The 20,141-nt window shown below is 65.2% G+C and carries 14 protein-coding genes and 1 pseudogene; 6 read left to right on the top strand and 9 right to left on the bottom strand.

All coding sequences use genetic code 11. The features are described from left to right. Nucleotides 1-175: 175 nt before the first annotated feature. Nucleotides 176-1,156 carry a L,D-transpeptidase gene (locus U1707_RS05080; RefSeq protein WP_332798965.1) on the bottom strand — a complete coding sequence of 327 codons (981 nt, stop codon included), beginning with the start codon at nucleotides 1,154-1,156 and terminating at the stop codon, nucleotides 176-178. Nucleotides 1,157-1,296: 140 nt separating this feature from the next. Further along, nucleotides 1,297-2,014 (bottom strand): annotated as a pseudogene (locus U1707_RS05085) (VIT1/CCC1 transporter family protein). A 554-nt stretch (nucleotides 2,015-2,568) separates the two neighbouring features. Between U1707_RS05085 and U1707_RS05090 the strand changes: the two are divergent. The 3 genes from U1707_RS05090 to U1707_RS05100 are packed head-to-tail and all read left to right on the top strand — an operon-like array spanning nucleotide 2,569 to nucleotide 5,173. Beyond that, nucleotides 2,569-4,056 carry a PAS domain-containing sensor histidine kinase gene (locus U1707_RS05090; RefSeq protein WP_332798966.1) on the top strand — a complete coding sequence of 496 codons (1,488 nt, stop codon included), beginning with the start codon at nucleotides 2,569-2,571 and terminating at the stop codon, nucleotides 4,054-4,056. After that, nucleotides 4,049-4,705 (top strand): response regulator transcription factor, encoded by a 657-nt coding sequence (locus U1707_RS05095; RefSeq protein WP_332798967.1) that lies wholly within the window; start codon nucleotides 4,049-4,051, stop codon nucleotides 4,703-4,705. The genes U1707_RS05090 and U1707_RS05095 overlap by 8 nt, the downstream gene beginning before the upstream one ends. A 51-nt stretch (nucleotides 4,706-4,756) precedes the next feature. Continuing rightward, a complete protein-coding gene (locus U1707_RS05100; protein ID WP_332798968.1) occupies nucleotides 4,757-5,173 on the top strand; it encodes a response regulator in 417 nt (138 codons plus the stop codon). A 183-nt stretch (nucleotides 5,174-5,356) separates the two neighbouring features. On the opposite strand, the gene U1707_RS05105 is transcribed toward U1707_RS05100, so the two are convergent. From U1707_RS05105 to U1707_RS05135, 7 genes are all read right to left on the bottom strand, one after another. Then, entirely contained in the window at nucleotides 5,357-6,430 is a 1,074-nt protein-coding gene (locus U1707_RS05105) for an acetate/propionate family kinase (RefSeq protein WP_332798969.1), read from the bottom strand. Further along, nucleotides 6,427-8,817, bottom strand: coding sequence for a phosphoketolase family protein (locus U1707_RS05110; protein WP_332798970.1), 2,391 nt, complete (start codon nucleotides 8,815-8,817; stop codon nucleotides 6,427-6,429). The genes U1707_RS05105 and U1707_RS05110 overlap by 4 nt, the downstream gene beginning before the upstream one ends. Nucleotides 8,818-8,881: 64 nt before the next feature. Beyond that, nucleotides 8,882-9,568 (bottom strand): NAD(P)H-dependent oxidoreductase, encoded by a 687-nt coding sequence (locus U1707_RS05115; RefSeq protein WP_332798971.1) that lies wholly within the window; start codon nucleotides 9,566-9,568, stop codon nucleotides 8,882-8,884. A gap of 128 nt (nucleotides 9,569-9,696) precedes the next feature. After that, nucleotides 9,697-11,166: a PepSY domain-containing protein gene (locus tag U1707_RS05120; protein ID WP_332798972.1), complete on the bottom strand. Its 1,470-nt coding sequence runs from the start codon at nucleotides 11,164-11,166 to the stop codon at nucleotides 9,697-9,699. Beyond that, the gene (locus U1707_RS05125; RefSeq protein ID WP_332798973.1) at nucleotides 11,153-13,330 is read right to left on the bottom strand and encodes a TonB-dependent receptor; all 2,178 of its coding nucleotides are present in this window, start codon (nucleotides 13,328-13,330) and stop codon (nucleotides 11,153-11,155) included. The genes U1707_RS05120 and U1707_RS05125 overlap by 14 nt, the downstream gene beginning before the upstream one ends. Before the next feature lie 71 nt (nucleotides 13,331-13,401). Further along, nucleotides 13,402-13,539 (bottom strand): hypothetical protein, encoded by a 138-nt coding sequence (locus tag U1707_RS05130; RefSeq protein WP_332798974.1) that lies wholly within the window; start codon nucleotides 13,537-13,539, stop codon nucleotides 13,402-13,404. A 247-nt stretch (nucleotides 13,540-13,786) separates the two neighbouring features. Beyond that, nucleotides 13,787-14,773, bottom strand: a complete 987-nt coding sequence (locus U1707_RS05135; protein ID WP_332798975.1) for a LacI family DNA-binding transcriptional regulator — start codon at nucleotides 14,771-14,773, stop codon at nucleotides 13,787-13,789. A 148-nt stretch (nucleotides 14,774-14,921) separates the two neighbouring features. On the opposite strand from U1707_RS05135, the gene ptsP reads away from it, so the two are divergent. The 3 genes from ptsP to U1707_RS05150 are packed head-to-tail and all read left to right on the top strand — an operon-like array spanning nucleotide 14,922 to nucleotide 20,118. Continuing rightward, nucleotides 14,922-17,444: a phosphoenolpyruvate--protein phosphotransferase gene (gene ptsP, locus U1707_RS05140; protein WP_332798976.1), complete on the top strand. Its 2,523-nt coding sequence runs from the start codon at nucleotides 14,922-14,924 to the stop codon at nucleotides 17,442-17,444. Further along, nucleotides 17,444-18,391 carry a 1-phosphofructokinase gene (gene pfkB, locus U1707_RS05145; RefSeq protein ID WP_332798977.1) on the top strand — a complete coding sequence of 316 codons (948 nt, stop codon included), beginning with the start codon at nucleotides 17,444-17,446 and terminating at the stop codon, nucleotides 18,389-18,391. Before ptsP ends, pfkB begins: the two co-directional genes overlap by 1 nt. Continuing rightward, complete coding sequence (locus U1707_RS05150) at nucleotides 18,388-20,118, top strand: PTS fructose transporter subunit IIC (protein ID WP_332798978.1); 1,731 nt, start codon at nucleotides 18,388-18,390, stop codon at nucleotides 20,116-20,118. Before pfkB ends, U1707_RS05150 begins: the two co-directional genes overlap by 4 nt. The last annotated feature ends 23 nt before the right edge of the window (nucleotides 20,119-20,141 follow it).

The following is a 20,141-nucleotide window of genomic DNA, read 5'->3' on the forward strand; positions in this document are numbered from 1 at the left end:
TATCTCCGCTACGCTGGGCGCGGCGACCGATTTGCTCTGCGACGACCGATCGCTGATCGAGGCCGCCGGCTCCTGAGCCAGCGCGCCGATATTCTGGTGGTCGTCGAATCGTCCGGGCGGCTCGCCGGCGTCTCGAAGCGAACGGGTAATGGCGAAGTCCTCGTGCCCTAGACCGTCAGGGCTGTTCGGCCTCTATGATCGTCACGGGCTGGCCCGTTCCGGCGCTTGCCAGCGTCTCGCGGGTGACCAGCAATGTCGCTCCCGGGGTGAGGACCGTGGCCAAAGCACGGCGAAAACCCTCGGGCAACCGGCCTTTGGCGCGATCCTCGGCGCTCAGTTCGCCGCGCCGTGTTTCGCCGGGCAGCGGCAGGCGGAGCCAATGCTCGCCCTGCGCATCGATCGACTGAAGCGTGAATGCCGAGGTGTGGTCGACCGGTCCCTCCAGTGCGATCGGGCTCGATCCGATTTCCACGCCGTTGCGCAGGACCACCACTCGCTTGTCGCGACCGCTGACGACGATCGATAGGGGACCGGTCGGCGACAGAGCGGGCTGCCACACGAACGCGTCCGTCGGCGCGGGTTGGCCTCGGCCTGCCTTCAGCAACGACGGGGCAGCGACCACGACGGGAACGAGGGCGTCCTGCGTGATGACGACGGTGATGCCTGTCTTGGTCAGGCCGAATAGCAGTTTCGCGAATGCCAGCGGCATCCGGATGCAACCGTGCGACGCTGGATAGCCGGGCAGGTTCCCCGCATGCATCGCGATCCCACCCCAGGTCAGCCGCTGCATGAACGGCATGGCCGCATCCTTGTAGAGATTGGAGACGTGGTCGGCGTCCTTCTGGAGCACCGTGAACACGCCAGTCGGCGTTGCATGCGACTCCGTGCCGGTCGACACCGTCGACACGCCGATCGCCACACCGTTGCGGTAGGCATAGGCCTTTTGCGTCTTCAGGCTGACGATAATCGTGACCGGCCCGGCCGGCGCGATCTCCGGTGCCCATAGATAGTCGCCGGGCTTCAACTGTTCGATCCTGCCATCGGCAGCGACGACCGGCGCAGTCTGTGCCATCACTCCTACGGGGAGGAGCGAAGCGGTCATCAGCACGGTCAGTAACCGGCGCTTCAGGAGTTTGCTCGCTAGGAATATAGTCATAGCTGCTGGAGTTCCGTGTCGAAGGGCGCACGCGAGCCCGGCGGGCGGGCGGCGAGATTTCAGCGGACCCTAGTCACCGGACTCGCAACGGAGCATCGTCGGAAACTACGCAGTTCCACCCAAGCAGCGTGCGTAGCCGATCAGACCGCCGCGCCGATCAACCGCCCGATGAGCGCGGTGGCGGCCATGGCGAACGCTCCCCAGAAGGTGACGCGCACGGTGCCGGTCAAGATCGTCGCCTTGCCCGCCCAAGATCCCAACGCCCCCAGGGTTGCCAGGAACACGAGCGAGGCAAGGGCGACGCCCGGGATAAGAATCGCGACCGGCAGCACGAAGACCGCGAGCAGCGGCATCGCGGCGCCAACCATGAAGCTGGCGGCCGAGGCGAATGCCGCCTGGACGGGCCGTGCACGCGTACCAAAGGACAGATCGAGTTCGTCGCGCGCGTGTGCCCCCAACGCATCGCGCGCCATGAGCTGGGTAGCGACCGCGAGCGCGGTTGCCGGCTCGACGCCGCGCGCGGCATAGATGTTCGCCAGCTCGGCAAGTTCACCGGCCGGATCGTCCGCGAGTTCGCCTCGCTCGCGCGCGCGCGAGTTCGGCGTTCTCGGTGTCGGCCTGCGCACTGACCGAGACATATTCACCGGCCGCCATCGACAACGCGCCGGCGACAAGCCCGGCGGTGCCAGCGATCGCGATGTCGGTCGTCCGGCTACCTGCCGCTGCGACACCGAGGATCAGGCTGGCCGTGGAGACGATCCCGTCGTTCGCACCCAGCACCGCCGCACGCAGCCAGCCGATGCGATCGACGATCTGGCTTTCCCGGTGTTGTCCGGGCGTACCATCCTGCCGGGGCATGTTATCGGCTTGCACCTGCGCCTGCCCTCGATCAGCGACCGGCCCAACTTTGACGTACATTAATGTTCCTGTGCGTATTCAGGTTTAAGCCGAGTAACCGTCCATTGCCTGATGACGTTTGCCGTGAAAGGCTCGGAAACTACATATTCTCGGCAATCTTTAACAGTCAGCACATGCCGATTGGCTTGCGTTAAACCACAATAGCGATCAAGCCCCACTATGACCAAGACGTCCTCGATAATGAGGATCGATCATGATCAAAGCAATTCACGCGTTCCTTCATTCGCTGAGAACGATGAACCGCAGGGTGCTTATCGGCGGCGTCGGATTGACATTGCTGGTACTAGTGCAAGTCGTGATATCCGTGGTCGCGCCATATGCCTGAGATGGATCATGACCTGTTACGAGGCGCTCATATGTTTCGGGCGGGCGCATTTCGAGTTGGCGATCCTGTCGCTTCTTATCCGTCGAAAGGTCGTTGTCTTGAACTGTCGAACCGATCTTCAGACGTCCGCGTTGCCCTCATGACCGAAACGTCGCGCCGGAACGCCATAATGGCTGAAGAGCTCGGCCTGCTGATCGACGGTGCGACCGGCTACGCGATCTACATGATGGACCCGGAAGGGCGGGTCACGATCTGGAATCGTGGTGCCGAACGCATGAAGGGCTGGGCCGAAAGCGAGGTCGTCGGCTGCAATTTTGCGATGTTCTACACGCCCGACGATGTCGCCGCGGGAAAGCCCGCGCGCGATCTGGTTCGCGCCGCTGCGCATGGCCGGATCGAGGAAGAGAGCTGGCGACTGCGTAAGGACGGGTCGGAATTCCTTGCCGGCGTCACGATCACCGCACTGCGCGACGAGACGGGGGCGCTACGGGGCTTTGGCAAGGTCAACCGCGACATCACAGACCAGAAGGCGTCCGAGGCCGCCATTGTGCGCCGTGAGCAGCATTTGCGCTCCATCCTCGCGACCGTTCCCGACGCGATGGTCGTGATCGACGAGCAAGGTATCGTAGCGTCCTTCAGCCGCGCGGCCGAACAGATGTTCGGCTACAGCGCGACGCAGGTCGTCGGGCAGGACGTCGGCATGTTGATGCCTGCAGCCGAGCGCGGCGAGCATGGCGAGCACCTGCGGACCTATCTGATGACGGGTATTCCGCACGTGATCGGTACAGTTCGGGCCACCTCGGCACAGCGGGCAAACGGGGAGGTCTTTCCGATCGAGATCGCGGTCGGCGAGGCTTCGATCGCAGGCGAGCGCATCTTCACCGGTTTCGTGCGCGACCTGACGAACCGCCACGAAACCGCGCAGAAGATGAAGGAGCTCCAGTCCGAGCTGGTCCATGTCTCGCGGATCAGCGCGATGGGAACGATGGCGTCCACCCTCGCCCATGAGATCAACCAGCCGCTGACGGCGATCGCGGCCTATCTCGAAACCACCCGCGCCATGATCGGCGACAGCGACGATGCGATGCTCGCCGAAATCGCCGAAGCGCTGGATCTGGCCGCAGCGCAATCGCTCCGGGCGGGACTGATTATCCGGCGGCTCCGCGCGTTCGTCGACGGCAGCGACACCGGGTTTCAGGTCGAGCGGCTTGATGTTCTGGTCGAGGAGGCGACGAGCCTGGGATTGCTCGGCGCGCACGAGGCCGGGGTCAAGGTGACGATGACGATTGCGGCGGGTCTGGACCGGGTGCTCGTCGACAGGGTCCAGATCCAGCAGGTCATCGTCAATCTCATCCGCAATGCGATCCAGTCGATGGTCTGCTCGGCCTGCAAGGAGCTGACAATCGCGACCGCGCCAGATCGTGCGGGGTGGGTGCGGGTCACCGTCGCCGATACCGGGATTGGGCTCGCGCCCGCCATCCGCGATCGATTGTTCGAGGCGTTTGCCACCACCAAGGAAGACGGGATGGGCCTGGGCCTGTCCATCTGCCGCACGATCGTCGAGGCACATGGCGGCAAGATCTGGGCGGAGGCGGGTGCCACTTCGGGGACCGCGTTCCACTTCTGCATCCCTCTCGCGGGCGACGATGATGTCTGATACCTCACGCACCGTCCATATCGTCGACGACGACGAAGCGATCAGGCAGTCGGTGGGCTTCATGCTTCGCAAGGCCGGCTACGGTGTCGAAGTCTATGCCTCGGGCGGCCAGTTCTTGAAGCACGCGGCACGGAGCACGCTCGGCTGCGTGTTGCTCGATGTCCGCATGCCCGAGATCGACGGGCTGGAAGTTCAGGCGCGGCTCTCGGCGCAAGGCATCATGCTCCCGGTCGTCATGCTGACCGGCCACGGCGACGTGACCCTGGCGGTCCGCGCCGTAAAGGCAGGAGCGATCGAGTTTCTGGAAAAACCTTTCGAACGGACCGCGCTTCTGGCCGCGATCGACGAAGCGCTGATGCAGGCCGGGCGTAACGACCGTACCCAGCTCGCCGCCGCCGAGGCGATCGTTCGTCTGGCTGCGCTGACGGCGCGGGAGCGCGACGTGCTGGAGGGCATGGTGGTCGGTCGCCCCAACAAGCTGATCGCCTACGAACTCGATATCGCGACGCGTACCGTCGAAGTCCACCGCGCCAATCTGATGGAGAAACTGTCCGCCCGCAGCTTGTCCGACGTGCTGCGGATCGCCTTTGCCGCCGGACTTGGCGAAACGGAGCCTGCGACACCAACGTCGCCCTCGTCTTCTACGTAAAGACTTGAAGCGGCCGACCTGCGATCCTTGGAGAAAGCCAAGGATATTTACATGCAGCTTGATATCGAGACTCCCCAGCGAGGTATCGGGGTCTCCCTGGTCAATGGAGAACCCGCCGTCCGCCGCGCGCGCCAGTTGTTGCTGCGATCGGAGGGCTATGCCGTGCGGTCCTATCCGACGTGCGCGGCGATACTCGCGGATCCGCAAGCGCGGGACTATCCGTGCATCATCCTGGACCTCGAAATGGAAACCATCAGCGGCCTCGATCTGCTCCGCCAGATGCGCGCCCGCGGCTGGCGCGGTAAGGCGCTTCTTCTCGACGCCGAGGAAGCGAGTGGTACGAGAGTCCTGGAAGCCGAGCGCCACGGCTATAAGATACTGCACCGCACGGTCGGCGACCGCACGCTGTTAATGGCCATCGCCGGCTCGATCGATCGCGGCTGGTCTGGATGGAATGCCGGGGGCTGACGGAGCGTCGCGATCGAAAATGCCGGGATGATGGCGACTCGCGGCGACCTTTCGGGGATCGCGCGTGCAGGCACCGCGACCACGCTTTCATCTTCCGCGATGGTTTTCAACGCAGTGCAACTCAATGTCGTGAACCGGTGATCTCTGCCGATACATCACCTGCTCGTTAGCCGGCACGCAGGATCAGCGCCCTGCGAGAATACCCCGCATGTGCTGCGCGATCTGACGTTCCTCCAGCGACGGAAGCGTAATGGCAGTTCCGAGCAAGGGCAGCGTCTCGCCGGGATCGACCAGACGGACACCGGTCCAGGCAAGGTCTGCGCAGATCAGCCGACGCACGAGCGGGTCATGTTCGCCGATCCCGCCGGTGAAGACGACGGTATCGGCGCCACCAAGCGTCGTCATCATGGCGGCGATCTGTTTGGCGACCGACCGACAGAACATCGCGATCGCCAAATCGGCGTCCACGTCCGGTGACGCCTGATGCAGCACCCGCATATCCCCCGACACGCCCGAGATACCGAGCATGCCGGCCTCCTTGTCCATCAACCGCTCAAGTTCATCGGCGCCGCATCCGCGCGTGCGGATCAGGTGGATCAGGACGCCCGGATCGATATCACCCGTACGCGTGCTCATGACGATGCCGCCTGTCGGCGTCAGCCCCATGCTGGTATCGATCGAGCGGCCGTCGCGGACCGCCGTCACGCTCGCCCCGTTGCCCAGATGCGCGATCACCAGCCGGGCGGGCAGGTCGTCACCGAACTGACCGACGATGGACTCGCACGACAGCCCGTGAAAGCCGTAGCGATGAATGCCGTCCATCCGCAGCGAACGCGAGAGAGGTAGCGTCCGCGCGACTGGCGGCATGGCTGCGTGGAAAGCGGTGTCGAAGCAGGCGATCTGCGCTCGACCGGGATAGCGCGCCGTCGCCGCATCGAGAAGTTTCAATGCTGCGGGCACGTGCAGCGGTGCGAATGGCTCCGCCCGTTCGAGATCACGGCGTACCGCATCGTCGACCCGGCAATGCCGCAGGAGATGCGGGCCGCCGTGGACGATGCGGTGTCCGATTGCGGTCGGCAGCGGTGCGCCGGCCGCGTCGAGCGCCGCGTCGATGGCCGCAAATGCCCCCTGCCCCTCCGACGGATCGACCTGTCCCGTTACAAGCGGGCGGAGGTCCGGTGCCGCGATGTCGAACGCGGCGAATTTCAGCGACGACGAGCCGCTGTTGAGAACCAGCGCAACCCGGGGGCCGGTCATGCCAGCCAGCGCCAGTCGAGCACCTCCGGCATGTCGTCGCCATGTTCGGCAATGTAGAGCTTGTGCCGTTCCATCGTCGCCCAATAGCGGGCTGTCTCGGCCGGCACCCGGCCCGCCAGCCGCGGAATGCGCTCGATCGCGTCCAGCGCAAGCCGGTAGCGATCGAGATCGTTCAGCACGACCATGTCGAACGGCGTCGTGGTCGTACCCTCCTCTTTATACCCGCGCACGTGGATGTTCGCGTGGTTGGTGCGGGCATAGGTGAGCTTGTGGATCAGCGCCGGATACCCGTGATAGGCAAAGATCACCGGCCTGTCCGACGTGAACATCGCGTCGAATGCGCGATCGTCCAGTCCGTGCGGATGCTCGGACTGCGGTTGCAGGACCATGAGGTCGACGACGTTGACCACCCTGACGCGAATGTCCGGTACGTACTCCCGGAGCATCGTGACTGCCGCCAGCACTTCCAGCGTCGGGACATCCCCGGCACACGCCATCACGACGTCGGGATCCTCGTCGTCGCCGGCCCAGGCCCACACCCCTGCCCCCGCCGTGCAATGCCGAACCGCGGCGTCCATGCCGAGCCACTGCCAGTCGGGCTGCTTGCCGGCGACGATGACGTTCACATAGCCGCGGCTGCGCAGGCAGTGATCGGCGACCGACAACAGGCAGTTCGCATCGGGCGGCAGATAGATGCGCGCGACGTTGGCGGTCTTGTTGGTGATATGATCGATGAAGCCGGGATCCTGGTGGGACAGGCCGTTATGATCCTGCCGCCAGACATGCGACGTCAGCAGATAGTTTAGCGACGCGATCGGCCGGCGCCACGGGATCGCCTTGGTCACTTTCAGCCACTTGGCATGCTGGTTGACCATGGAGTCGACGATGTGGACGAACGCTTCGTAGCACGAGAACAGCCCGTGCCGACCGGTCAGCAGATAGCCCTCCAGCCAGCCCTGGCACAGATGCTCGCTCAGTATCTCCATCACCCGGCCATCGGTGCTGAGGTCGGTATCGTTCGCCTGCGTCGCGGCCATCCAGGCCTTGCTCGACACGTCGTAGACATCAGCCAGGCGGTTGGAAGCGGTCTCGTCCGGCCCGAACAGTCGGAAGTTCACCGACCGCATGTTCAGCGTCATGACCTCGCGCAGGTACGTCCCGAGGACCCGCGTCGCCTCCGCCTTGACCTGCCCGGCGACCGGTACAGACACCGCGAAGTCGTGAAAGTCCGGCAGCGACAGCGGTTTCAACAGTTCGCCGCCATTGGCATGCGGGTTCGATCCCATCCGCCGGTGCCCGGTGGGCGCAAGCGACGCATAGTCCTCGCGGAACTTGCCACTCTCGTCGAACAAATCCTCATGGGCGTAGCTGCGCATCCAGGCCTCGAGCTGACGCAGATGCTCCGGATCCTTAAAGTCGGCGATCGGCACTTGATGCGACCGCCATGTGCCCTCCACCGGTTTTCCATCGACGACCTTCGGCCCGGTCCAGCCCTTGGGCGTGCGGAACACGATCATCGGCCAGCGCGGCCGCTCGGGCGTCACGCCGTCGACCCGCGCGGCGGCCTGGATCGCCTTGATCCGCGCCAATGCCGTATCCATCGCGATCGCGAGCTGTTGATGGACGTCGTCCGGATCGCTCCCCTCGACGAAATAGGGATCGTGACCATAGCCCCGCAGCAAGGCGTCGAGCTCGTCATGGTCGATACGTGCGAGAACCGTCGGGTTCGCGATCTTGAACCCGTTGAGATGAAGGATCGGCAACACGGCACCATCGCGCGCAGGATTCAGGAACTTGTTGGAGTGCCAGCTGGCGGCCAGCGCGCCAGTTTCCGCCTCGCCGTCGCCGATGACGCAGGCGACCAGCAGGTCGGGATTGTCGAACGCCGCACCATAAGCGTGCGCTAGCGAATAGCCCAGCTCGCCCCCTTCATGGATCGACCCTGGCGTCTCGGGCGCGACATGGCTGGGAATGCCGCCGGGCCAGGAGAATTGGCGGAAGAGCCGGTGCATGCCCGAGTGGCTACGCTCGATCGCGGGATAGCGTTCGGTGTACGACCCTTCGAGATAGGTGTGCGCGACCAGTCCCGGTCCGCCATGGCCGGGTCCGATGATGTTGATCATGTCGAGGTCGTGCTCGACGATCAGCCGGTTCAGATGGACGTAGAGGAAGTTCAACCCCGGCGTCGTGCCCCAGTGGCCGAGCAGCCGCGGCTTTACGTCCGCGATCGTCAAAGGCCGATCGAGCATCGCATTGTCGCGCAAGTAGATCTGCCCGACGGACAGATAGTTCGCAGCCCGCCAATAGCCGTTCATCCGCCGGAGCATATCGGGCGTCAAAGGGCTTTCGACGGTCTCCGCCGGGGTCGCGTGCATCGTGAGCGGCATAATCATATCCTTCGAAGGGTGTGCAGGTCCGGACCGCGCAGTCGGTGACGGGATCACCGTGGGATCACCGGGCAAAGCGGCCTGCGAGCGTCGGGTCGTGCATCATCGCCTCGTCGCCGAAGGCGATCTGCGCACAGGTGCGCTGCGCCTGCTGCGACACCTGTCGAAGATACTGGTCCGCCGAACGCGGATCGAGGTCGCCGGTTATGTGGCCGAAGCGTTTATGTTCGCGCGAATGCATGCCGAAGGCGTGGACGATATAGCCGTCGAACACGCTATCGAGCCCCTGCTCCTGCCCCTCCTGCGCAAGCCAGGCATTCGTCATGGCGGACGTGGTAAAGCTCAACAGTCGCTTGTCGCCGAGCAGATCGTCGTGCGCCTGCTTGAGCACGTCCTCGGGCGCGACGCCGGCACCGAACACGCGCTCGACATACCCCTTCATCATCGCAGGGGCCGACCCGAACCAGATCGGATAGATCAGGACGAAGACATCGCTTCCCGCAAGGACGTCGATCTCAGCCATCACGTCGGCAGATATGACGGGACTGCCAAGCGTCGGCCGTTCGTCGGCCTTCAGAACGGGATCGAAGCGTAGTGCGTACAGGTCTCGCAGAACGACGGTCTGGCCCGCTGCGCGAACGGCGTCGCGATAGGTGTCGGCGATCGCGTGATCGAAGCTGCTCGGATCGGGGTGGCACAGAATGACGGCATGCTGCCCGTCTCGTGCTTCCTCCTGGCCCTGTTCGGTCATATCGCATCTCGATCTTTTGCGGAGCCGTGCTGACCGGGCGGCGATCAATTTCGCGCCACCCTATCGAACGCAAGCTGTAGGGAACCTGATGGCTAGGCCAACGTGCGGCTGAAGAAGACCCTCGGGAATTACGCAGATGGACGGATTACGGTCTGGAGGCGCCGGACGCCCAGCACGACCCCGGTGATGCTGAACAGGAAACCGAACAGCAACGGTATCAGCACCAAAATGCGGCGCAGCAGCGGGCGCGTGGTGAGACCGGGAAAATTGAAGGTGTGGAGCGCGTAATAGATCCAGGTGTAGCGTGCGCGACTGTCGTCCATTACCGTCAGCAGTCGACCGTCGGCCCCGTCGACATAAACGTCCGGCAGACCTTCGCCCGCCAAGGTCACGCGCAGGGCCGTGGCGGGCCACCCTTCGGCCAGAGCATAGGTCGTGGTCGGATCAATCGGCGCAATCCCGAATCGCGACGCTGCCGGAAACGCATCGAGCGCGGCCCTGCCGATCGTCTCGCGGATCGTCACGGGCGCTATCGGCGCGTAAGCGGAATCGTAATACCGCACCGATCCGTCCGGTTGCCAGGCAACCACCAGACCGCGGCCGTCGACGGCCGTGAAATCGAGTTGCCTGGTGTCCGCGCGCATGGTCGCGGGTACGGTCGTCGGCAACGCATCCGCAAGCGCGACGCCGGCATAGCGGCTCGCCTGTCCGGCGGTCGGTTGCCCGCGCGAGAAGAGCCGCCCGTGATCCATCGACAGCCAGCCGCTAAGTGTCGAGCTCAGCACGAAGGCACCGGCGAACAGACCAAGCAGATGGTGCCAGCGCATCCAGCGCAGGCGGTACGGGGTAAGCGAGGGTTTGCGCCGACGCCGCGCCGCCATCATGCGCACGATCCCAAGGATGGTACCCGCGATCGCGACCAGCAACGCCACGAACGACACGATCCAGACCGCACGATCCCAAGCCGTGAAGCTCGACCGCAGCGGCGTGAAATAGGCCCAGTGGAGTACCGAACCGACCCAGTTCCAGCCGCGGTCGGCGGTCGTCGTGCGCTGAACCAGTTCGCCGGTCTTCGCCGAAAGATAGAGGCTGGTGCCCGACCCGTCGGCGACATCGAGCCGGTAGAAGGGACGCAGCGGATCGAGGCGATTGTGGACGACCCACTGATCATAGGCGATCGCGGTCGGCGTGATCGTGCCGGCCCGTGCAGGCATGGTCTCGGCGGCGGCGGCGGCGGCGGCGGAGCCAAGATCGGACAGACGGCGCCCCGATCGCGCATCGACCGCGATCGTACCGGCCGAGGTGGTGACGATGTAGGCCGGCGAACCGCCACGCTGAACCAACCGCAACGCCATCGGTCGCCCCGCCGCAACCGCCGCAGCACGCGGCGATACCCTCACCGCGCCAAAGTCGATCGGGGCCTCCAGCCGCAACTGGTCGGCGTGCGACAGCGATGGGAACGGCTTGAACACCATGACCGCCCCGCTTGCGAACCACAGCGCAAAGATCAGGCAGGTTGCGATGCCGAGCCAGCGGTGGAACCAGGCGAGCGCCTTCGTCACCCGAGCGCGCCGCGCCACCGCGCTAGAAACGGGCAAGCGCACTCACCTCGAACCGGCGGGGCTCGCCCAACATGACTTGCGCCGGATAATAGATGTCCGCCCACTGTACGAACGTCGTGTTCCACACATTGTTGATGCGCCCGGTCAGCGACCAATGCGGGGTCAGTGCGTAGGTCGCATAGACGATACCGGTCGCATAGGATTTCAGCACGAGGTCGTTGGCGGTGTCGCCATAACGCTTGCCGACATATTTGATTCCGCCGCCCGCCTCCAACGGCAGTCCCGCGACATGCTGCACCGTCGTCCAGATGTTGCCGACCCAGCGCGGCACGTTGGGAGGAGTATGGCCCGATGCGGCGATACCGTAGGTAGGGTCGACGAAATTGCCGTATTTTGCAGTGACATAGGCGCCGCTAGCGGTGACCGCCCAGTCGCGCGTGACGCGCATTTCGCCCGACAGTTCGATCCCGCGCGACCGCTGGCTACCGATGTTGCTGACGGTATCGGTCGCGACCTGTGTCAGGATGTTCGCACGCCTTATGTCATAGGCGGCGAGCGTCAGCGATCCCCGTCCCCCGATCAGATCGGCTTTCACCCCTCCCTCGAACTGGCGCGAGTTGCTCAACCCGAAATTCTGGCCGGCGTTGACCAGGAAGATGTTCGATCCGACCGGATCCTTGCCGGTACTGTACGATGCGTAGGCCGAGACGTTCGGCGAGAGATCGTAGACCAGGCCGGCACGCCAGTTGAACAGCGGGTAGGTGCGATCGAAGCTCGAGCCGGCATTGAAGCTGCCATCGACGTCAAAATTCTCGCGCGTCAGATATAGTCGTTCGGCACGCAAGCCCGTGACCAACTTCAGCGATGGCGCGAGGTCGAGCGCATCCTCCCCGAACAGTGCGATCTGATCCCACCGCGTCGGCGACACCCGCTTTTCGATCGCACCGAACAGTCCGGGTTCCGGGTTTAGCGGATCGACGCTATCGCCATCCGGAAAGCCCCGGCTGCGGACAAAATCGAGATGGCTGTAGTCGATGCCGACGACCAGCTTGTTGGCCAGCCCGAACACCGTTGCCTTATGTACCAGGCTGAACTGATCGCCGAACAGATCCTGATTGTGGAATACGAAGAAGCGATCGCGGTCGATCCGCTGCGTGGTCGCGTTGAAGACATAGTTTTCGGCGTTGATCCACTGCCGCTCGGCATGGAAATAATAAGCGGTATTCGACAGCGTGAGCCGATCGGACACAGACCAGTCGATCACGAGCCGGGGCCACACCTGCCAACTCCGGGCGCGATTGTCCGCCACGTTGTAATTGGTGAAGCGCGTCCGGCGATCGACCACGTCGCCATCGGCGGTCGAAAGGATTCCGCCGATCGGATCGGCGGCAAAGAACGTCGGGACCAGCGGCGTGCCGTAATACGTGGACAGATTGTCATTCAGATAATCGACGCTGAATTCGATCGACAGCGCGTCCTGTGGTTTGAACAACAGCGCACCCGTCGCATTGAACGAGTTGGAACCCGCCCGATCGACGAACCCGTCGGTACGATGAAAACTCATGTCAGCGCGAGCGGCTACGGTGTCGCCGATACGGTAATTTCCGCCAAGGCCGACGCTAGTGGTGTCGAATGACGCATGGGACGCAAGCGCCGGGAGACTGTCGGCTTCGAAGTCCGGGCGCTTGCTGACGATATTGACCGCGCCGCCGATGGCACCCTGCCCGTACAGGACCGAGGCGGGACCCTTGAGCAGGTCGATGCCCGCTATGTTGAACGTATTGCCGGGCCGATTGATCATGTTCGCGGGCCCCAGATACAGGCCGTTGTGCAGGACCGTGATCTGCTCGCCGGTGAAGCCGCGCATCGAAAAAAGCGAAGGATCGCCCGGCGAACCGCCCGACGTGACGCCCGGCAGGCTGACCGTCGCCTCCTCGACAGTGCGAAACCCGCGTGTCAGAATTTCGTTGGCGCCGATCTGGTCGATCGTCGCAGGCGTGTCCCGGATCGACAGGCCCAGCCTGCTGGCCGTCGGCGTGGCGACGTCGAGTTGGCGAAGCCGCCAGCCCGTGACGGTGATGTCCGCGCCCGCGTCAGGCACTGGCGGTGGTACGTCCTCGGCGACGGCCGCCGACGCGCAGCACAACGCCGTCACCGTGACCGCGCCGCGTATCCATGATTGTCCTATCGTCGTGCGCACTTCATTCCCCGTTTTCGCGGTATTCAGGCCGCTGCGGTCGTTGCCGACGTCGCGCCGTATCGTCGCGGCGATCAGCCCCTGTCCAGGATCAGTCCGCCCCCCACACCCGCATTCATGCCGTCGTGTCCCGCCACGCCGGTCGTTTCGATCACCATGCGGTCGCGGCCGATTGATCCGAACTCGTTGAGGACGACCAACGCACGAGACATGCGCGGATCGCGCTTGCCCACCCCCGGATAGCCGGCGAGAATGATGACGGGAATGACGGATGACAGAACAGATCACTTTTATAGAACGATATATCATATCTCGTACGTGATTTTATCGTTTGCTGCAATGTCCGGGCGGCAGTGTCTTGCGGATAGCGGCGGGCAAGGCTCCACCCAATTTGTCAAAAGGTTGGCGGCTCGATGGACGCCCGCGTTTGATTTCCGGGCTCTGTGACTTGCGCTGCCGTTATCGAGGAGCGGGCCGCGTGTCGCGGGCGATCAGTCGTGCGCTCAACAGCATCTTGCGCGCCGATGCGTCGGGGTGTTGCAGCCGATCGAGCAGCATGGTCATGGCCTGGCGGCCGATTTCGTCGACCGGCTGTTCGACCACGGTCATGCCGCCGGCGAAAATCTCGGTCCAGGGTTCGTTATCGAAGCCGACCAGCGTGATGTCGTCGGGCACGCGCAGGTCATGCGCGATCACACCACGCACCAAGCCCATCAGCATCACGCCGTTGGTGGCGATGATCGCTTCGGGCGGGGGAACGCCGGCGGCCTTCATCGCCGAGATCGCTTCTGCAACCGTGTCCTTCCCGGGGCCCACGCAATGCGCCTGCGGTACGAGGCCGCGCGCGGTCATCGCAGCGATGTAGCCAAGCTGGCGCTCGTAACCCGTCGTCGTCGGGCCATAAAAGGCCCCGATGCGCGTGAAACCGCGGCCATGAAGGTGGTCGACCAGCATGCCCGCCGCAGCCGCGTTGTCCAGCACGACCGCGTCATGCTCGCGCACCGCGCCCGCGCGATCGATCAGCACCAGCGGAAAGTCGTAGCGTGTCGCGGCGATGCGATCGACGCCCTCGCGCGATGCGGCGATGATGACGCCGGTGACGCGTTCGTCCTGCATCAACTGCAGATACATCTCCTCCTTCTCGGGGTTCTCGTCGGTGTTGCACAGAATGACCCTGAGCCCGTTGGCATAGGCGACCTCCTCGATCGTGCGGCTGACGGCGGTGAAGAAGGGATTGCGGATATCGGCGACGACCAGACCGATCGTCGAATTATGCTTGGAGCGTAAACGGCGCGCCGCCATGTTGGGGCGGTAGCCGGTCTGGATGACGGCAGCCTCCACCGCGGTCCGCATCTCCGCGTCGACCTTGCGGCCGCTCAGCACTCTCGAAACCGTTGCGGCGGATACGCCTGCTGCTCGTGCGACATCCTTGATTCCGACAGCCATCTGGAAATCGTTCTCCCTATTGTCGGGACCTTATCGGTCGCCAAACAGGAGAGCAACAGCGTTGAAGACGGGCCGCCATAGCCGCTCTTGACAAATGTATGAGAAAACGTTTTCTAGCACCCGATAACGGTGTGAGAGGATGAACGCCATGCAGATCACGTCGGACGCGGGTCCGGTCGAGACCGAGCTTGTCCGGTTGGGTGCAGCCCCTGCCGACAAGGCCGCTGCCATCGCGGAAGTAGGCGCGATGCTGGTCGCAGCCGGATGTGTCGGTGCCAGTTTCGCCGACAGCATGGCCCGGCGCGAAGCCGTCTCGAACACCTATCTGGGCGCCGGTCTGGCGATCCCGCACGGCATGGGCGAAGACAAGGGCCTGATTCGCCGGGACGGCATCGCGGTGTTGCAGGTGCCGGCCGGAGTCGAGTGGAATCCCGGTCAGATCGTGCATCTGGTCGTCGGGATCGCCGCCAGTTCGGACAGCCACATCGCCATCCTGCGCCGGCTAACCCGACTGATCCAGCAGGAGACACGGCTGGCGCCCTTGTTCACGACGACCGATGCCGCCGTGATCACCGCAGCGCTGTCAGGCGAAATTGCGCCAGCGCCGACGGCTGTCGCCAGCGATCTCGATCAGCGGATCGAATGGACGATCGCCTATCCAGCCGGTCTCCACGTGCGTCCGGCGACGCGGCTGGTCGAAGCGGCCAAGGCGGCAGGCGTACCGATACGCATTCGCCACGGCGATGAAATGGCCGATGCGACCAAATTGGTGGCGCTGCTCCAACTCGGTCTGAAGCAAGGTGACGTCATCACCATCAGCACCACCGGGGCCGGAGCGCAGGACGCGCTCGCGAAGTTCCGCGCGGTTGCCGAGAGCATGGTGGCGCAGGAAAAGGCCGATGCCGAGCGCGCCGCCGAAAAGGCCAGCGCGCCGGTGCGCGGCTGGACGCCTGAATCCGCATTGCAGACCTTTGTCGGCGTTTCGGCCAGCCCGGGCATGGCAATCGGCACGGTGCACGTCATCGCCTCCGAAGCGCTCGACATTCCGGACATCCCCGAGCCGCTGCTCGACGCTGGCGAACGGCTGGAGCGTGCGCTTGCGCGGACGCGCGACCAGTTGGCCGTACTGGTGGACGATACCACGCGGCGCCTGGGTGCGGGCGATGCCGCGATCTTCAAGGGGCAGGCGACGCTGCTCGACGACACCGATCTGATCACGCTGACCTGTCAGCTGGTGGTCGAGCAGCACGGCATCGCCTGGTCGTGGAATACCGCGATCGAGCGACTGGCGAGCCGGCTGGCGGCGCTGGGTAACCCGATGCTGGCCGGGCGCGCGGCTGATCTGCGCGATGTCGGCCGCCGCGTGCTGGCCGAACTCGATCCCGCCCTGCGCGCGACCTTCGGTGCCGACGATTTGCCGGACGGGCCGGTGGTGGTGGTCGCGACCGACCTGTCGCCATCCGATACCGCCGGTCTCGATCCGGCTCGCGTCGTCGGCATCGCGACTGCGCTTGGCGGTCCGACCTCGCACAGCGCTATCCTGGCGCGTACCCTTGGCCTCCCCGCCGTCGTCGCAGGCGGTGCCGGGCTGCTGGCCGTGGCCCGCGGCACCACCGTCATCGTGGATGGCGATACCGGCCGCCTTTATCTCGACCCGACCCCCGCCGATCTCGACGCTGCGCGTGCCTGGATCGCGGAAGGCGTCCGCATCCGCACCGAAGAGGAGGCGCAACGCGGACTGCCCGCCACGACCACGGACGGCACTGCGCTCGCCATCGCCGCCAACGTCAACCGCGCCGATCAGGTGTCATTCGCGTTGTCGCAAGGCGCCGAGGGCGTTGGGCTCATGCGCACCGAATTCCTGTTCCTCGAACGCAGCGACAGCCCGACCGAGGACGAACAATATGCCGCGTATCGCGCGATGGTCGACGCGCTCGGCGATCGCCCGCTGATCGTCCGCGCGCTCGATATCGGCGGGGACAAGCAGGTCGCCTATCTCGATCTGCCGAAGGAGGATAATCCCTTTCTGGGGGTCCGCGGTGCGCGGCTGCTGATGCGCCGGATCGATCTGCTGGAGCCGCAGTTGCGCGCGCTGTACCGCGCCGCGCGCGACGGCGGCGACCTGTCGATCATGTTCCCGATGATTTCGTCGGTGTCCGAACTCGTCAGCCTGCGCGCGACATGCGAGGCAATCCGCGTCGCGCTGGATGCCCCGGTCGTGCCCATCGGCATCATGATCGAAGTTCCTGCCGCCGCGATACTGGCCGAGGCGCTAGCCGAACATGCCGATTTCTTCTCGATCGGCACTAACGACCTTACCCAATACGGGCTGGCGATGGACCGGCAGAATCCGGATCTGGCAGCAGAGGCCGATGCGTTCCACCCCGCCATCCTGCGGCTGATCCAGATGACGGTTGCGGGTGCGCGGCGGTATGACCGTTGGGTCGGTGTGTGCGGTGGTCTGGCCGGGGACCCGCTGGGTGCGGCGTTGCTGGCCGGGCTCGGCATCACCGAATTGTCGATGACCCCGCGGGATATTCCCGCGGTCAAGGCGCGGTTGCGCGGCAGTGACATGGCGGCGTTGCAAAAGCTGGCAGACCGCGCGCTGGCCTTGTCGAGCCCCGCCGACGTGCGTGCGCTGGGTGCCGATGTGGCAAGCGAGGCCGCGTGATGCCGGTCGTCACCGTCACGCTCAACCCGGCGATCGACCAGACGATCCACGTCGATCGTTTGACGCACGGTCAGGTCCATCGTGGCCATGACGTGCGCTTCGATGCTGGCGGCAAGGGCATCAACGTCGCCAGTTGTCTTGCCGATTTCGGCGTGCCGGTGATCGCCACCGGGCTGCTCGGGCAGGACAACGCCGTGCCGTTCGAGACGCTGTTCGCGGCCAAGGACATCGTCGATCGCTGCGTGCGGGTGCCCGGCGCGACGCGTACCAATTTGAAGATCGTCGACTCTGTCGACACCACCGACGTCAATCTGCCCGGGCTGGTGGCGACCGAGGCAGCGTTGGACGCGGTTGCCACGCGCCTCGATACGGCGGCCACAACGGCGCGGCTGATCGTACTGGCGGGAAGTTTGCCGACCGGTTGCTCAACGGATCATTATGCCACGCTGCTGACGCGCCTGGGCGATGCGCGAGTCGTGCTAGATGCCAGCGGTGCCGCCCTGCAGGCGGCGCTGGCCGGGCCGGTGCTGCCCTTTTGCGTCAAGCCCAACCGGCACGAACTGGCCGAATGGGCGGGGCATGCGGTCGACGATCTCGCGTCCGTCGTCGCGCAGGCATGCCAACTGCACGCCGCCGGCATTGCGCTCGTCGTAGTGTCGTTGGGCGAGCAAGGGGCGGTGTTCCATGGGTCCGAAGGCACGTTGATCGCGCGGCTGGCGGCGGATGTGGTGACGAGCACGGTCGGCGCAGGCGACTCGATGGTCGCGGGGATCGCGTCCGCGTTGCACGACGGTGCCGACCTTGAGACGATCGCACGTCGCGCAACCGCCTTTGCGGTCGCGAAGCTAGGCCGTGCCGGACCCAATCTACCCGATCGAGAAACCGTCCGCGCGCTGAACGATGCGGTGTCGATCACCCGACTATCCCCGAGTGGAGAGGCAGTATGAGTAAAATTTGGGCGGTCATCGACGCAGGCGATGCCAGCGTCGCGGGCGTGCTGGCGGGCGAGGCGCTGCGCCGCGCCGCGGAAACACGCGGTCAGACCATCACGGTGGAAATCCGGACCACGCACGGCGTGCTCGGCGGGATCGCGGCGGATGCGCCGCAAGCGGGCGACCGCGTGCTCCTGGTTGCCGAGCGTGACCACGACTGGGACGGGGACGATCCTCGCTTCGCCGGCTTCGCGCGGTCACGCGCCAGCGTGGCGCAGGTGCTGGGCGATGCCGGCGCGGTGATCGACGGAATCGCGGCGGGAGCCGCCCCGGCCAGCGCTGCGACTGACACCGCGGTCCCGCGCATCGTCGCGATCACGTCGTGCCCCACCGGTATCGCGCACACCTTCATGGCCGCCGAAGGCTTGCAGGAAGGCGCGCGCCAGCTCGGCTATACGCTGCGCGTCGAGACGCAGGGCTCGGTCGGCGCGCGCGACGCGCTGACCGCGGAAGAGATTGCGGAAGCCGACATCGTGCTGATCGCCGCCGATCGCGAAGTCGATCGCGGTCGCTTCGCCGGCAAGCGCGTGTTCGCCTCGGGCACCAAACCCGCGATCAGCGGCGGTGCCGCCCTGATCGAGCGCGCGCTGGTCGAGGCCAGGGAGCAGCTGGGCGGCGCGACGACGGACGCGGCGAGCAATACCGGGGCGCAGCGCGACCGCGTCGGCCCGTACAAGCATCTGATGACGGGCGTCTCGTTCATGCTGCCGTTCGTGGTGGCGGGCGGTCTGTTGATTGCACTGGCGTTCGCGCTCGGCGGGATCAACGCCAATGCGGATTCGCAGGCGGGAACGCTTGCCCACACGCTGTTCACCATCGGATCAAAGGGTGCCTTTACCCTCATCGTCCCCGCGCTGGCGGGCTATATCGCGTATTCGATCGCCGATCGCCCCGGCATTGCGCCAGGCATGGTCGGCGGGTTGCTCGCGGCCAATCTCGGCGCGGGTTTCCTCGGCGGTATCGTCGCGGGTTTCATCGCCGGGTATGCGACCGATTTCCTCAGTCGCACCATCCGCCTGCCGCGGACGCTGGAGGGGCTGAAGCCCGTGCTGATCCTGCCGCTGCTCGGCACGGTGATCACCGGATTGCTGATGGTCTATGCCGTCGGTACGCCGGTCGCGGCGGCGCTCGCCTGGCTGACCGAATGGCTGCGCGGGATGCAGGGCAGCAGCGCGGTCGTGCTCGGCCTGCTGCTCGGCGCGATGATGGCGTGCGACATGGGTGGGCCGGTCAACAAGGCGAGTTACGCCTTTTCGGTCGGCCTCGTCGCCAGCCAGATCTATACGCCGATGGCCGCGACGATGGTGTCGGGGATGACCCCGCCGCTAGCGGTCGCCCTCGCCTGCCAGCTGTTCGGCAACCGTTTCACCAAGGAAGAGCGCGAAACCAGCGGGGCCGCCGCGGTGCTGGGCCTCGCCTTCATCACCGAAGGCGCGATCCCGTTTGCCGCACGCGACCCGTTCCGCGTCATTCCCTCCCTCATGGCGGGATCGGCGCTGGCAGGCGCGATTTCCATGGCAGCGGGCGTCGAACTGCGCGTGCCCCATGGCGGCATCTTCGTGCTGCCGATCCCGGGCGCCGTCACGCATCTGGGCGCGTACGTCGTCGCCTTGGTGGCGGGCACCGTGGTCAGCGCGGTGCTCCTCGGCATCGTCAAGCGACCGCTTCCGGCGCTCGACTGACCTCCCTTCAATCGATTCAAAGT

The organism is Sphingomonas sandaracina (assembly GCF_036663695.1).
Classification (GTDB): domain Bacteria; phylum Pseudomonadota; class Alphaproteobacteria; order Sphingomonadales; family Sphingomonadaceae; genus Sphingomonas.

Bases quoted from the DNA above. Each gene is read 5' to 3' on its own strand.
- U1707_RS05080 (WP_332798965.1), bottom strand. From the start codon at position 1,156: ATGACTATATTCCTAGCGAGCAAACTCCTGAAGCGCCGGTTACTGACC.
- U1707_RS05090 (WP_332798966.1), top strand. From the start codon at position 2,569: ATGGCTGAAGAGCTCGGCCTGCTGATCGACGGTGCGACCGGCTACGCG.
- U1707_RS05095 (WP_332798967.1), top strand. From the start codon at position 4,049: ATGTCTGATACCTCACGCACCGTCCATATCGTCGACGACGACGAAGCG.
- U1707_RS05100 (WP_332798968.1), top strand. From the start codon at position 4,757: ATGCAGCTTGATATCGAGACTCCCCAGCGAGGTATCGGGGTCTCCCTG.
- U1707_RS05105 (WP_332798969.1), bottom strand. From the start codon at position 6,430: ATGACCGGCCCCCGGGTTGCGCTGGTTCTCAACAGCGGCTCGTCGTCG.
- U1707_RS05110 (WP_332798970.1), bottom strand. From the start codon at position 8,817: ATGCCGCTCACGATGCACGCGACCCCGGCGGAGACCGTCGAAAGCCCT.
- U1707_RS05115 (WP_332798971.1), bottom strand. From the start codon at position 9,568: ATGACCGAACAGGGCCAGGAGGAAGCACGAGACGGGCAGCATGCCGTC.
- U1707_RS05130 (WP_332798974.1), bottom strand. From the start codon at position 13,539: ATGTCTCGTGCGTTGGTCGTCCTCAACGAGTTCGGATCAATCGGCCGC.
- U1707_RS05135 (WP_332798975.1), bottom strand. From the start codon at position 14,773: ATGGCTGTCGGAATCAAGGATGTCGCACGAGCAGCAGGCGTATCCGCC.
- ptsP (WP_332798976.1), top strand. From the start codon at position 14,922: ATGCAGATCACGTCGGACGCGGGTCCGGTCGAGACCGAGCTTGTCCGG.
- pfkB (WP_332798977.1), top strand. From the start codon at position 17,444: ATGCCGGTCGTCACCGTCACGCTCAACCCGGCGATCGACCAGACGATC.
- U1707_RS05150 (WP_332798978.1), top strand. From the start codon at position 18,388: ATGAGTAAAATTTGGGCGGTCATCGACGCAGGCGATGCCAGCGTCGCG.